We start from the raw sequence: 12,895 nt of genomic DNA, 5'->3' as shown, positions 1-12,895 counted from the left end.
TGATAAGAAAACGTGCAACCAGTTGCTCAATTACATGCTTCGGGCTTACCTTTCGAAATGGACTTTCAAATCAACGCTTACGATTTCACCGATGCTGCCGCCATCGACAGGCGCATGGCCGCACGTCAGGCACACCTCGACAATGCCAAAAAGATGAAGGCAGCCGGCCACCTGATTGCGGGCGGCGCTATGCTGGATGCTTCAGGCAAAATGATAGGCTCCACGCTCTACCTCCGGTTCGATACCCGAGCGGAGGTAGATGCTTATATCGCCTCCGACCCCTACACCACCGGAAAAGTGTGGGACAGGATAGAGGTCAAGACGATACGCTTAGTGGATTTATAGGCTATCGCTTCAGAGGCACTACTTCCACCTCTTTCAGCGTCCGGTAATTTCGCACAATGGTGAGTTTCACTTGCTTGTCTACCTTCTCGTGCGAAAGCTTTCTGAAAAGATCTGTCGATGAGGTGATGTCTTCGCCGTCGAGCTGGAGAATAATATCGCCTTCGAGCAAGTCGGCACGGAAAGCCGGTGAATCCCTTTCAATTTTTGTCACCATCAGGCCTCTGGTGGATTCCAGCCTGTAGAAATTGATCAATCGTGGGTGCAAATCAATTTCCTGAATCAACACTCCCAGGAATGCCTTTTCCACCTTGCCATGACGGATGAGCTGGCCGGCAATGTCTTTGGCCAGGTTAATATCTATTGAAAAGCTCAGCCCCTGCGCCCGGGCGATGATGGCAGTATTTACCCCAACCACCTCGCCGCTGGTGTCAATCATAGGCCCGCCGGAGTTACCGGGGTTGAGGGCTGCATCGCTTTGTATCACGCTATCAATCAGCCTTCCGCTTTGAGTGCGTAGCGACCGTCCTAAGGCGCTCACAACCCCAGCTGTTACAGAATGCTGGTAACCCAATGGGTTACCAATGGCAATAACCCACTGCCCGATATTGAGCTTCGAAGAGTCGCCAAGACTGGCAGGCGTAAAGTTGCCCCCGTAAATCTTCCCTACAGCCAGGTCGGCATCCGGATCTTCCCCCACCACAAAGCCTTCTTCCTTTGTTCCGTCCAGCAATGTCACTGTGAGTTTATCGGCGCCATGGATCACATGGCTGTTGGTGAGAAACAGGCCATCGGATGAGAAGATGAATCCAGAACCTGAGCCGCCGGACTGTAGCTTCCCGTCTTTCTTTTTTTGAACGTCGATTTTTACTACAGCATTTTTCGCCTTGTTCACGGCGTTGTATATGAGTTTTGAAAAATTATCCATGCAAGTATCCTTTCGTTTGGCTTAGCTATCACAAAAAAATACCCATTTAGGTTCTGGCTGCCAGAACGGCCATATCTCAGACATCAAGCGACACTAAACAGGAAAAAATGGCAGCCACTACCTTTCGATAATGGAAAAGTCGTTGCCCCGTCCGAATCGCAGAAGATCCGACATAAAATATTCTTCCAGCGTGTGGATATCTTTTAACCTGAACTCGTGCCTGTCCACTATCTCCATTAGTTCAAAGTCAAAAACCTCCCGGTAATTCACCAGTCTGTATTTTTTACCGACCCTTAAGCTGTTGAACGCAATGCCCATGGAAGAAGAAAAGAAGTTTTGCAAGAAATCACAAGATTAGGACTGCAATTAGATTTAGCCAAACGATGGCAGACATTAAGTAATGTGATATTTTAATAAGAGGTCAAAAAGTGTTAAAATTGGATAACCAATTCTACCTATCGAGCGAACCGTTCACTATGCAAACCATGAAAAATAACCTTACCAAACTAGCAGCACTATCAGTTCTAGTATCATTTTTTCTTTTTTCAACGTCATGTGGTTCTTCCGACAAATCGAAGGACAAAGCTGAAGACCTGGCTGCCGCAGAGTTTGATGCAGCAGAGCAGGAACTCGAAAATGAAATCGACAAAGTGATACACGACCTGCCTGCTCCATCAGAAGTACCCTTTCTTCTGGAAGCTACCGGCGCTGATTTCAGGGCAGAATTTGTCAACGACCTGAGCAAAGTAGAGAGCTACCTTACCTCCAACGATAAGTCCGCTCTTAACCTTGGCGTCTACGCCGCCGATATAGGCTATCTTTCATCATACAACCAGGCCCAGGAAGCACTGGACTACATGGAAGGCTGCCAAAAAATGGCCGACAAAATTGGCATTGCTTCGGCGTTTGACATGTCGCTGCTAGCCCGGTTTGAAAAGAGCATTGGAAACAATGACTCATTGGCCCTCATTATCAATGAGGCCATAAAGGTGGCTGAAGAAAAGCTGGAAGCCGGCGACAGGCTCACCATGGCAGCCCTCGTTTTGGCAGGCTCCTTTGTGGAAGGCCTGTATATTTCTACTCAGGTAATTGAACAGTACCCAGCCGACCAGCTAAGTGAAAGCAACCGGGATGTGATACTTGAGCCGCTGATGAGGATAGTGCTGAACCAAAAAATGGCACTGCTGGATCTTATTTCCGTTCTGAAGCACGTAGAGCAAGATGAAACGATTGCCAACGTAATCTCCGAAATGAATATCTTGAGGTTTCAGTATGAAGAGTTGGCTGAACTGGAGCAAAAAATAAACAATAATGAAGGAGGCGTGGTTCTGCATCAGCATGATCTTCAAAAACTTGCCACTGAAATACAAAGGGTGAGAAAAGACATTACCGGTTAATTGAAAAAAGTATTAAAGTTTTGACCCTTCATCAAAGCATTGAACATTCCATTCAATGCTTTTTTTATATTTAGAGGCTCCCGACCACAACCGACAACTTTGCCATGAGCGAACAACTACTTAAAGCGATTATACACCTGCTGGCAATTGTAGCCAAGGAAGACGACGTGACGGACGACGAACGGCTATCCATCCTGCAGTTTCTAGAGGAAAATATCAGCAGGCAGGATCAGGACAAGTACATGAACTTTTTTGATAGTCTGACCGCCGAAATGCTTCAAAAAGAAAATTTTGACGACAAGGCTGAAATCATATCGCTTACTGAGAGCATTAACAAAGAGCTTACCCAGTCGCAAAAAATAGTAGTAATGATTGATCTCCTGGAGGTGATTGTGGCCGACGGGGAGATCAGCGAGCGGGAGAAGGAGCTGGTTTATTTTATCGGAGACAGGTTCAATATTAAAGAACAAGCGATCGATCTGATGAAAACGTTTGTGATGTACACGGATCGCACCAGGCTTGATAACACCAACATACTGATTGCAGATGATGGTATGGAAATTAGTCCTGCTAAATCTCATCACATCACATTGGACGGCCTGCCCGGATTTATTGCCATACTTCGAATTCCTGTTATTGAAAACTACTTTATTAAATACGTCGGAAGAGCATCTTTACATCTCAATGGCATCCATCTGAAGAGCAACAGGATTCAGGCGTTTTCTTCAGGAAGCAGTGTTCGCAGTAGTATTTCAAAATCGCTTTACTATAGCGATGTCGTTTCAAAATTCAGAAACGAAACGGCCTCTACCAAAATCAGCTTTCAGGCAGACAACGTGTCCTTTAAGTTCAGAAATGGCAAGCTGGGCCTTCAAAATATCAATATTGCAGAAGATGGCGGAAAACTCATTGGCTTAATGGGCGGCAGCGGCGCTGGCAAATCCACGCTGCTGAACGTGCTGAACAGTACAGAAAAACCTTCTGAGGGATCAGTGCTGATCAACGGTATCGATGTACACAAGGATGGAAAAAAGATAGAAGGTGTTATTGGCTATGTGCCACAGGACGACCTGCTGATAGAAGAGTTGTCAGTTTATCAAAACCTCTTTTATGCAGGCAAGCTTTGCTTTACCGACAAAACCGATGAACAAATTGACGAGCTAGTCATAAAAACGCTCCAATCGCTGGGCCTTATCGAAACCAGGGATTTAAAAGTGGGTTCTCCTCTTCAAAAAACAATCAGCGGCGGACAACGTAAGCGGCTGAATATTGGCTTGGAGCTGCTCCGGGAGCCTTCTGTGCTCTTTGTGGATGAACCAACCAGTGGGCTGTCTTCAAGAGACTCCGAGAACATCATGGATCTGCTGAAAGAGCTCTCACTAAAAGGGAAAATGGTGTTTGTGGTCATCCACCAGCCATCGTCGGAGATCTTCAAAATGTTTGACAAGCTGGTGATCCTCGATGTGGGCGGCTACCAGATTTACTATGGCAACCCTGTGGATGCAGTGATTTACTTCAAAAACATCGTGAACCTGGTAGATGCGGAGCGAGGCGAATGTGTGGAATGCGGCAACGTTAATCCCGAGCAAATTTTCAACATCATCGAAACCAAGGTGGTGAATGAGTATGGACACGTGACGGACAAACGAAAGTTCCAACCCCTGGACTGGTACGGTTTCTTCAAAAAACACATCACGCTACCCAGAGTAAAGCCAGAACCGTCGCTGCCCGAAAAAACGCTCAGTATACCCAACAGACTTAAGCAGATAAGAATCTTCGCTACAAGAGATCTCCTATCCAAGTTTTCCAACCAACAGTACCTGGCCATTAACTTGCTCGAGGCGCCTCTGCTGGCAGCCCTCCTGGCCTACATCGTGAGGTACTACGACCCCGCCAAATCATACAGCTTCTATGAGAACCTCAACATAGTGGCTTTTTTCTTCATGAGTGTGATTGTGGCGCTATTCATGGGGCTCACGGTAAGCGCCGAAGAGATCATTAAAGACAGTAAAATCCTGAAAAGGGAGGCCTTCCTTCATCTGAGCAGAATGAGCTACCTGGTTTCCAAGCTCCTGATACTTTTTTCGTTCTCTGCCATCCAAACACTGTTCTATGTGCTCATAGGCGACTGGATCCTCGAGATTGACAGTATGACCTGGTCGTACTGGTTGGTGCTTTTTTCAGTATCGTGCTTTGCCAACGTGTTGGGACTGAACATATCATCCGCCTTCAATTCGGCTATTACTATCTACATTATCATTCCCATCCTGCTCATTCCACAGCTGATTTTAAGCGGTGTGGTGGTGAACTTCGACAAGCTCAACCCAACGTTTGCCAATAACACTAAAGTGCCGGTCATTGGTGAAATAATGGCCTCCCGGTGGGCTTTTGAGGCCCTGGCGGTTACTCAGTACAAAGACAACCCCTTCACCAGCCAATTCTACCAGTTTGATAGAGACATGGCCCAGTCGGAATATAAAACAGTGTATTGGGCTCCCAAGCTGGAAGCAGCACTGGAGTATTGTCATAATGTAACTGATAAAGAGAAATATGCAGCTTCCCTCGAGGAGAGATTTGCCCTGCTCCGCAACGAGCTGGGCAAGGAACTCGATATGGTGGGCTACGACAAACTGCCATCCTACGAAAAGCTGAACATAAAGGACTTCGATGAAGTCACTTTTGAGGAGAGTATGGACTTCATGAAAGCCATGAGAAAGTTCTACAACAATCGGTACAATAAGGCTTTCAAAGAAAAGGATGAAACAGTTCAGTCACTTACGAAAACCGATGAGGAGAGACAGGAGTATATTGCACTGAAAAATGAGTACGAAAATGAAAGCATTGGTCAGATGGTGAAAAACACCGCCGTGCAAGAAAGAATCATTGAAAAAAGAGGCCACCTTATCCAAAAAATATACCCTATTTATAGCAGGCCGCAGCCGTTGCACCCATTTGACTTCAGGGCTGGGTTCTTTGTGCCGGAAAAGCACTTTCTGGGAACATACTACCCCACGCTGTACTTCAACGCTGCCATTATCTGGGCGATGAGCATCATCCTTATCATCACCCTTTATTTTGATATACCCAAAAAAGTAATGAAGGGATTCAGTGGTGTCCCCTCTATGCGAAAACCAAGAAAATGATGTACCGTAGTTTTAAAATTTGTCTGTGCCTGGCAGTAGCTTTTGGCACTTCTGATCTATTGGCTCAAAAGAGAGCGCTGACACACGAAGATGTGGCCGGTTGGAAAAAAATTAAAACCGAAGACCTTTCGCCCGATGGCAAATGGGCCGAATACATTTTCGGCCCCGATGAAGGTGACAATACCCTCGTTATTAAAAATCTCAGCGCCAAAGCTGACTTTATCATTCCCCGAGGCAGCAGGCCAAAATTCACTTTCGACTCAAAGCACCTCATCGCCCTGGTGGAGCCACAGCTGGACTCGCTTAGGGCCTTGAAACGGCTCAAGAAAAAGAAAGACGAGCTACCAAAAGACTCCCTGGCCATCTACAAACTCTCCGATGGTTCCCTTGAAAAAATAGCAGAAGTAAAATCCTTTAAACTTCCAGAAAAGAACGGCGAGTGGCTAGCCTATTTGTCGGTAGCGAAACCAGACAAGAAAGACTCGACGTCAAAAAAAGCGAAAAAAGTAAGCGACGATAACGGCTACACACTGCATGTGCTTAAGCTGGCAGATGGCACCCACCAGACTTACCCATTTGTAACCAGCTACGAGTTCAGCGAAAACGGCAGCAGACTGGCCTTCCAGTCAACTGGTGACGACAAAGGCTTTTCGCCAGGCATTTATACAGTGAGCAAGAACGACCTGGCCATGAAACCGGTGTTTCGCAGCAAGGGTAAATACGATGGCCTCAGGCTGTCAAACGATGGTAGCAGACTGGCATTCCTTTTTGATAGCGACACGTTGAAAAAACCCTTTCAAACGTATGGCCTTTTCCAATGGACGCCGGGCCAGGACAGCGGCAGGGTGATCGTAAAAGCCGACGATCCTTTTCTGATGAAAGAGTGGCAAATGGCCCCTCAGGACTTGAAGTTCAGCGATGACAATAAGCGGCTGTTTTTTGGCACCCAACCCAAGCCTCTTGTGGGAGACACTACGCTGCTGGATGAAGAAAAAGCCAAAGTGGACGTGTGGCATTACAAAGATGATTATCTGCAGCCAAGGCAGAAAGTGCTGTCGGACGACCAACTCAAAAGAGGCTATCTGGCCGTATACCATTTTGACACCAAAAAACCCGTGCAACTGGGAAACCTCCAGCTGCAGGAGGTGAAAATAACGAAGGAAGGTGTTGGCAACTTTGCACTTGGAGGCTACGAATCAGCTGAATACCGGGTGGTTTCTCAGTGGGAAGGATCACCCATCAATCAGGACATTTACATTATCAATATCAACACTGGTGCTGCTAAGCTGGCAAAGAAAAAGGCCCGGTTGATGGAGAATATTTCACCCGCCGGCAAGTTCGGGTACTGGTACGATGTAGCCGATAGCGCCTGGTATAGTTTGGAAATGACATCCGGCACCATTCGTAAGCTAACCGATAACTCAAAAGTTCTTTTTTCGGATGAGGAAAACGACTCGCCCAATTTCCCTTCTCCTTATGGCATCGCTGGCTGGTTGGAGAACGACAGCCACATCCTCGTTTACGACAGGTTTGATATATGGAAAATTGATCCCTTGAACCCTGCCACCAAAGAGCGGATTACCCGCAACGGACGGGAAACTTCCGTTACTTATCGCTATGTGAAAACTGACCCCGAGGAAACGTCGATCAAAGCCAATGCTGAGATCATTCTAAAAGGCTTTCAGAATGAGAAAAAACAACACGGCTTTTTTGCGCTTAAGCTCAAAGGAAGCGCCGCTCCTTCACAGTTGATAATGGAAGATGCCCAACTTCAATTTGAAAAGAAAGCTTTAAATGCTGACACGTGGCTCTTTACCCGGGAAACCTACCGTGAGTTTCCCAACCTGCAGCTCACCAACAACAAATTCTCGAACGTAGAACAAATAAGCGACGTAAATCCGCAGCAGCAGAATTTCCTTTGGGGAACGGAAGAATTGTTCAACTGGGTGTCACTCGACGGCATTCCGCTGGAAGGGATGCTCTTTAAACCAGACAACTTTGACCCAAAGAAAAAGTACCCGATGATGGTCTATTTCTACGAGCAAAATGCTGATAACTTTCACAATCATATCACTCCTGAGTTTGGGAGGTCAATCATCAACTTCACCTTCTACACATCAAGGGGCTATGTGGTGTTTGTGCCAGACATTGTTTACAAAATTGGCTACCCTGGCGAAAGCGCAATCAATTGCGTCATGCCTGGCGTTACATCGCTCATATCGCAGGGCTTTGTCGACAAGGACAGAATAGGCGTACAGGGCCATAGTTGGGGTGGATATCAGATAGCCTATATGGTTACCAAAACACAGCTATTCAAAGCAGCCGAAGCAGGCGCCCCTGTGCCAAACATGACAAGTGCCTATGGCGGCATTCGCTGGCAAACCGGCCTGAGTAGGATGTTCCAATACGAACACACCCAAAGCCGGATAGGTGGGTCGCTATGGGAGTACCCGTTAAGGTTCCTGGAAAACTCACCATTATTCTGGCTCGACAAGGTCAACACACCGCTGCTGATCATGCACAACGACGCCGACGGCCATGTTCCCTGGTACCAGGGTATAGAATTGTTTTCAGCCCTCAAAAGGCTTGGAAAGCCCACCTGGATGATCTCCTACAACGACCAGCCACACTGGCCGTTGAGGTATCCTAACAGAAAAGACTGGACTACACGTATGCAACAGTATTTCGACTATTACCTGATGGACGCTCCTGCCCCTCTTTGGATGACAGAAGGCGTTCCAGCAGTTGAAAAAGGCATTAATTATGGACTTGAACTAAGCGAAGACCACAAGTAAACCCATGTTTTTCATCCTCTCCAAAATACTTAGCTGGTTGCTTACGCCCGTCAGTTGGATAATGCTCTGCATGTTGCTGCCTCATTTCATTAAAAAAAAAGGATGGAAAAAAAGGCTGAGGCTCGTTGGGCTTTCTCTACTAATCTTTTTCACCAATCCTGCCATTTCTAATTTGGCCATGAAGCTGTGGGAAGTGAGACCTGTTTTGATCAGCAGTCTTCCAGAGCCCGTTGCCGTAGGAGTTGTTCTCACAGGTGTAACCAACCCTATGCAAGAGCCAAAAGACAGGGTACACTTCGACAAGGGGGCAGATAGGATCATTCACGCTATTCAGCTCTACCATGAAGGCAAAATAGATAACATCCTGATCACAGGTGGTTCTGGTTCTCTGCTTTATCAGGAAGTATCCGAGTCGGAGGGACTGAAACAAACCGCTCTAGTGGCTGGTGTTTCCCCCGACCACCTCTTCGTTGAGGGTGATTCCCGCAACACCAGAGAGAATGCGCTTTACAGTGCTGAGCTTATTAGAAAATATTGGCCAGAAAAGCCGTTTCTGTTAATCACCTCTGCTTTTCACATGCGGCGATCACTGGCATGTTTCAACAAGGTTGGGCTCCAGCCTATGGCATTCAGCACCGATCTTTATTCAGGCCCATGGGAATGGAGTCCTTTGGATTTAATAATTCCGTCCAGCAACAGCCTCCGCATTTGGGAATTGCTGATTCGAGAGTGGGTCGGTATCATTAGTTACAAAGTGGCTGGCTATATCTAAATACGTCTAAAACAAACTACAGCGACCAGGCAACTTTCGTCCGAACAAATTGGTATATTTAATGTTATTATCAGCGATAATTTTGCTAATAATAACGTATTTCAGCTTAGCTTTTCGGCACATAATTAACCAAAAGAGCAAGTGAAAATCTTCTTCTCCATCAAAATCTACTCTCTATAAGCGTTCGTTAAAATTTAAAGTAGATACATACAAATAATTCAGCCTTTCAGTTAGATTAGTGAACAGTCATTGAACACCGATTGTTATAAGAAGGTGTCAATTTGCTGTCCATCATTTCTTAAAAAATCAATAGTACAAACTAATTGAATACACATTTTCTGGTTCTCTATGAAGCGAGTGGTAATAATTGATGATGATGAAATTTTCCAGTTTCTCTGCAGCAAAGCGCTGGAAAACATCGGATGTACTGACGAGATTAAACAGTTCACAAACAGCCAGAGAGGGCTTGACTACCTAACCAAACAACTGACCGAGGAAAGTTATCCGACCATGTTAATGGTTGATATCAACATGCCTTTGCTTGATGGATGGGAAATAATTGAGGGGATAGAAAAAGCAGGATCCAGTTTCATCAAAAACTGCAAGGTTTTTATCCTTTCTTCCTCAGTAGATGTAAAGGACAAAGAGAAAGCACTGTCTTATAAATCAGTAACCGGGTTCATCATTAAACCATTGTCTGAGTCAAACCTCAGAAGTATTGCTAAAGAACACTTTGGATTCGGCTGAGGGGGAGATTCTGTATTAATCCATTCCTTTTAATGTGGGAGCTTCTTTTGGAGAGCTCCATACGTCCATGTGCCTAGCAGGGCACTGGCAAGCCCTACTATCATCACCGTGGCCCCACTTCCGACCAGAGCATACAGCGGACCCGGGCAAGCGCCAGTCAATGCCCAGCCGAGGCCGAAAATTGTGCCACCAATCACTACCCCCTTGTCCATTCTCTTGGCCGGAAGGGTGACGGTTTCTCCATCTATTGTTTTCAAGGAAAGTCTCCGGATGATAAACACCAGTACTGCGCCTACCACTACTGCTGATCCAATAATTCCATACATATGTATGGATTGAAACCGAAACATCTCCTGAATCCTGAACCAGGAAATAACCTCAGCCTTGGTTAGAATAACACCAAACACGATCCCTAAAAACAAATACCTGATATTTTTCATGGTGTGGTTTTAAAAAAGAAAGTCAAACAGGAAATGAGTCATAATGAGGCCCCCGGCAAAGAAGCTAATAGAAGCCACAAGGGAAGCCATCTGAAAATAAGAAAGGCCAAACATGGTGTGGCCTGAGGTGCATCCTCCGGCGTATCTGGTACCAAAGCCCACCAGAAACCCACCAAGAATAATAAAAACAAATCCTTTGGTTGTCAATAGGTTGGACCACGAAAAAAGTTCTATCGGTACCAGGCCCTGGAAGTCGGAAATGCCGAGGGCCATTAGCTCACTCTTTGTAGAATCAGAAATAGCAACAGGTGATCCGTCAGAAAGAAAATGACTGGAAAGAAATGCGCCAATCACAATCCCGGCAACAAAAACCAGGTTCCAGGTGCGTTCCCTCCAGTTGTATTTAAAAAGCTCAATCCCGGAAGGGAAGCACGCAGCGCAGATATCCCGCAGGGACGACGATATGCCAAAGGTCTTGTTTCCCAGCAAAAGGAAAGCAGGGGTAATCAGCCCAATCAATGGGCCCGCCACGTACCACGGCCATGGCGACTTTAACCATTCCATCATAAGTTACTCTTTCAGGTGTTGAAGTTGCTGCAAGAAGGTGTTATTGTCCGGAATTCCATTCTTCTCGCAGATTCGAAAATAACGGTTCTTCCTCAAAATAGTTCGTGTAGGTACATCTTTAGTTTGAAACCCTCAGGAAAGAAAGAGCTCCTTAGCAAAAATCAGAACAGCCATAGTGAGTACAAACCAGCCAAAACCCTTTTTCAAGTGTTTGCCATCTATTTTCTTACCGAGGAAAGTTCCAAATAGCATCCCGGCAATTGAAATACCACAAAAACCTGCAAGAAACTGCCAGTCAATTGCCTGATTGGCCACATCGCCGAGAAAACCCAGTAGCGTATTAATACTTACAATGAAAAGTGATGTGCCAATGGCATGCTTCATCGGCAGCTTCATCACAATTACCAGAGCGGGCACGATGAGAAAGCCCCCGCCTGCTCCCACCAAACCAAAGAGCACACCTATGGCTGCATTTCTTAGAACGAGTACAAAATAATTGGTAATAACGGTTGCACCTGCTTCCTCTTCGGGCTGCTCATTGCGAATCATGGAAAACGCACTGAAAAACATCACGATGGCAAAAACAGACAGCAACATAACCCCTTTGGTAAGCTGAAATCCACCGACTTCAAAAATCACGGGAGGGATGGCCGGAATCACATACATGCGGGTGAGGAAGATGGTGGTGAGCGAGGGCACAGCAAACAGCATGGCGATGCGGAGGTGCATGATAATGAGCTTGTACCGAATTGCCGCCCCAATAGAGGATGTAACGCCGACAATAAATAACGAGTAGGCAGTTGCCAGCATTGGGTCGATACCAAAAAGATAGACCAAAACTGGCACAGCAAGCACAGCACCTCCTGCCCCTATTAAGCCCAACACCAGTCCAATAAAAACAGCCGCAACATAGCCTGCTACAATCATCTTCTCGCTCCCTTAGTGAGGCATAAAACTAGAGGAATTTGACCGCAAAGCGCACCAGATATTGGATTAATGAATACCATAAACTCCGGGAGCCGTGTATGTGAATTTAGCGTAGATGGGTTCGTGAAGAAGGTTATCCGGGTATTTCATGGTGACGAACCATTGATGAACCAAGCCGTTCAGGTACAAAAAGGTCGAAAAATCCGAAAGTTCTTACAAATTGGACTGGTAAGACTTTTGCCACTCTTCCCAGGAAACTTTTTTATGGCTGTTTTCACCAAAATACTTAATAACTGTGTCGAAAAATTTGGCTTCCTGAAAGCCTGGCAATAGGGTGAGTATTCTCATTTCCTCATCCATAAAAACGCCCATTGGATAACTCAGCTTGCCTTGAGTAAGTGTGGCGGCGAGCTCGTGATAGCCATTGCGACCGCTGGCAACAAACTTAAAGGTGTGTCCATCGAAAATCACATCTTCCTTTTGCTCCGCATTGAATTTCACTGCGTAATAGTTGGCATTGACATAGGACGAAATAGCCTCAACAGAAAAGGTTTTCTTGTCCATTACCTTGCACCACCCACACCAGTCAGTGTATAAATCAATGAATATCTTTTTAGGCGCCACTTTGTTCGCAGCAACCGCTTCTTCGAAGGTCATCCACTTAATGCCTCCTTCTTCGGTTTTTCTTTCGGGCATATTGAATGAGGCAAATGCCACGAAAAGCGCCAATAGAACTACAGATGTCTTTATCCTAAAACTCATATTCAAGTAAATTACTTTGCCAATTTATAAACTTCCGGCCAAAAAAGTAACCGCTCAGCCATAACGTTGCAACAT

Annotated in this window: 12 protein-coding genes; 6 read left to right on the top strand and 6 right to left on the bottom strand. The window is 45.9% G+C overall.

Annotated features, from left to right (window positions below; all coding sequences use genetic code 11):
- The first annotated feature begins 57 nt into the window (after positions 1–57).
- Entirely contained in the window at positions 58–345 is a 288-nt protein-coding gene (locus RT717_RS00705; protein WP_317489826.1) for a YciI family protein, read from the top strand.
- A 1-nt stretch (position 346) separates the two neighbouring features.
- Here RT717_RS00705 and RT717_RS00700 read toward each other — a convergent pair whose 3' ends face one another.
- On the bottom strand, positions 347–1,270 hold the full coding sequence (locus RT717_RS00700; protein ID WP_317489825.1) for a S1C family serine protease: 924 nt from the start codon (positions 1,268–1,270) through the stop codon (positions 347–349).
- Between the two features lie 117 nt (positions 1,271–1,387).
- Positions 1,388–1,612: a hypothetical protein gene (locus tag RT717_RS00695; RefSeq protein WP_317489824.1), complete on the bottom strand. Its 225-nt coding sequence runs from the start codon at positions 1,610–1,612 to the stop codon at positions 1,388–1,390.
- A 143-nt stretch (positions 1,613–1,755) separates the two neighbouring features.
- Here RT717_RS00695 and RT717_RS00690 point away from each other — a divergent pair, with 143 nt between their 5' ends.
- The 5 genes from RT717_RS00690 to RT717_RS00670 all read left to right on the top strand — a co-directional run bounded on the left by RT717_RS00690 (position 1,756) and on the right by RT717_RS00670 (position 10,124).
- Positions 1,756–2,667 (top strand): hypothetical protein, encoded by a 912-nt coding sequence (locus tag RT717_RS00690; RefSeq protein ID WP_317489823.1) that lies wholly within the window; start codon positions 1,756–1,758, stop codon positions 2,665–2,667.
- Positions 2,668–2,771: 104 nt separating this feature from the next.
- Positions 2,772–5,810, top strand: a complete 3,039-nt coding sequence (locus RT717_RS00685) for an ATP-binding cassette domain-containing protein (RefSeq protein ID WP_317489822.1) — start codon at positions 2,772–2,774, stop codon at positions 5,808–5,810.
- Positions 5,807–8,605, top strand: a complete 2,799-nt coding sequence (locus RT717_RS00680) for a S9 family peptidase (RefSeq protein WP_317489821.1) — start codon at positions 5,807–5,809, stop codon at positions 8,603–8,605. The genes RT717_RS00685 and RT717_RS00680 overlap by 4 nt, the downstream gene beginning before the upstream one ends.
- A 4-nt stretch (positions 8,606–8,609) precedes the next feature.
- Positions 8,610–9,377, top strand: coding sequence for a YdcF family protein (locus tag RT717_RS00675; protein WP_317489820.1), 768 nt, complete (start codon positions 8,610–8,612; stop codon positions 9,375–9,377).
- A gap of 348 nt (positions 9,378–9,725) precedes the next feature.
- Entirely contained in the window at positions 9,726–10,124 is a 399-nt protein-coding gene (locus RT717_RS00670) for a response regulator (RefSeq protein ID WP_317489819.1), read from the top strand.
- A gap of 29 nt (positions 10,125–10,153) precedes the next feature.
- Here the strand turns inward: RT717_RS00670 and RT717_RS00665 are convergent, their stop codons facing one another.
- The 4 genes from RT717_RS00665 to RT717_RS00650 form a co-directional block, all read right to left on the bottom strand.
- Positions 10,154–10,564, bottom strand: coding sequence for a DUF6691 family protein (locus tag RT717_RS00665; RefSeq protein ID WP_317489818.1), 411 nt, complete (start codon positions 10,562–10,564; stop codon positions 10,154–10,156).
- Between the two features lie 9 nt (positions 10,565–10,573).
- On the bottom strand, positions 10,574–11,131 hold the full coding sequence (locus RT717_RS00660) for a YeeE/YedE family protein (protein WP_317489817.1): 558 nt from the start codon (positions 11,129–11,131) through the stop codon (positions 10,574–10,576).
- Positions 11,132–11,263: 132 nt separating this feature from the next.
- Positions 11,264–12,058 (bottom strand): sulfite exporter TauE/SafE family protein, encoded by a 795-nt coding sequence (locus RT717_RS00655; RefSeq protein WP_317489816.1) that lies wholly within the window; start codon positions 12,056–12,058, stop codon positions 11,264–11,266.
- Positions 12,059–12,271: 213 nt separating this feature from the next.
- Complete coding sequence (locus tag RT717_RS00650; RefSeq protein ID WP_317489815.1) at positions 12,272–12,820, bottom strand: thioredoxin family protein; 549 nt, start codon at positions 12,818–12,820, stop codon at positions 12,272–12,274.
- Positions 12,821–12,895: the final 75 nt, after the last annotated feature.

It is taken from the genome of Imperialibacter roseus (assembly GCF_032999765.1).
GTDB classification, from domain to species: Bacteria; Bacteroidota; Bacteroidia; order Cytophagales; family Cyclobacteriaceae; genus Imperialibacter; species Imperialibacter roseus.
This window is presented reverse-complemented; position numbering and strand designations above follow the sequence as displayed.

Excerpts from the sequence above, each read along its gene's own strand:
- RT717_RS00705 (WP_317489826.1), top strand. The coding sequence starts at position 58 with ATGGACTTTCAAATCAACGCTTACGATTTCACCGATGCTGCCGCCATC.
- RT717_RS00700 (WP_317489825.1), bottom strand. The coding sequence starts at position 1,270 with ATGGATAATTTTTCAAAACTCATATACAACGCCGTGAACAAGGCGAAA.
- RT717_RS00690 (WP_317489823.1), top strand. The coding sequence starts at position 1,756 with ATGAAAAATAACCTTACCAAACTAGCAGCACTATCAGTTCTAGTATCA.
- RT717_RS00685 (WP_317489822.1), top strand. The coding sequence starts at position 2,772 with ATGAGCGAACAACTACTTAAAGCGATTATACACCTGCTGGCAATTGTA.
- RT717_RS00680 (WP_317489821.1), top strand. The coding sequence starts at position 5,807 with ATGATGTACCGTAGTTTTAAAATTTGTCTGTGCCTGGCAGTAGCTTTT.
- RT717_RS00675 (WP_317489820.1), top strand. The coding sequence starts at position 8,610 with ATGTTTTTCATCCTCTCCAAAATACTTAGCTGGTTGCTTACGCCCGTC.
- RT717_RS00670 (WP_317489819.1), top strand. The coding sequence starts at position 9,726 with ATGAAGCGAGTGGTAATAATTGATGATGATGAAATTTTCCAGTTTCTC.
- RT717_RS00665 (WP_317489818.1), bottom strand. The coding sequence starts at position 10,564 with ATGAAAAATATCAGGTATTTGTTTTTAGGGATCGTGTTTGGTGTTATT.
- RT717_RS00660 (WP_317489817.1), bottom strand. The coding sequence starts at position 11,131 with ATGATGGAATGGTTAAAGTCGCCATGGCCGTGGTACGTGGCGGGCCCA.
- RT717_RS00655 (WP_317489816.1), bottom strand. The coding sequence starts at position 12,058 with ATGATTGTAGCAGGCTATGTTGCGGCTGTTTTTATTGGACTGGTGTTG.
- RT717_RS00650 (WP_317489815.1), bottom strand. The coding sequence starts at position 12,820 with ATGAGTTTTAGGATAAAGACATCTGTAGTTCTATTGGCGCTTTTCGTG.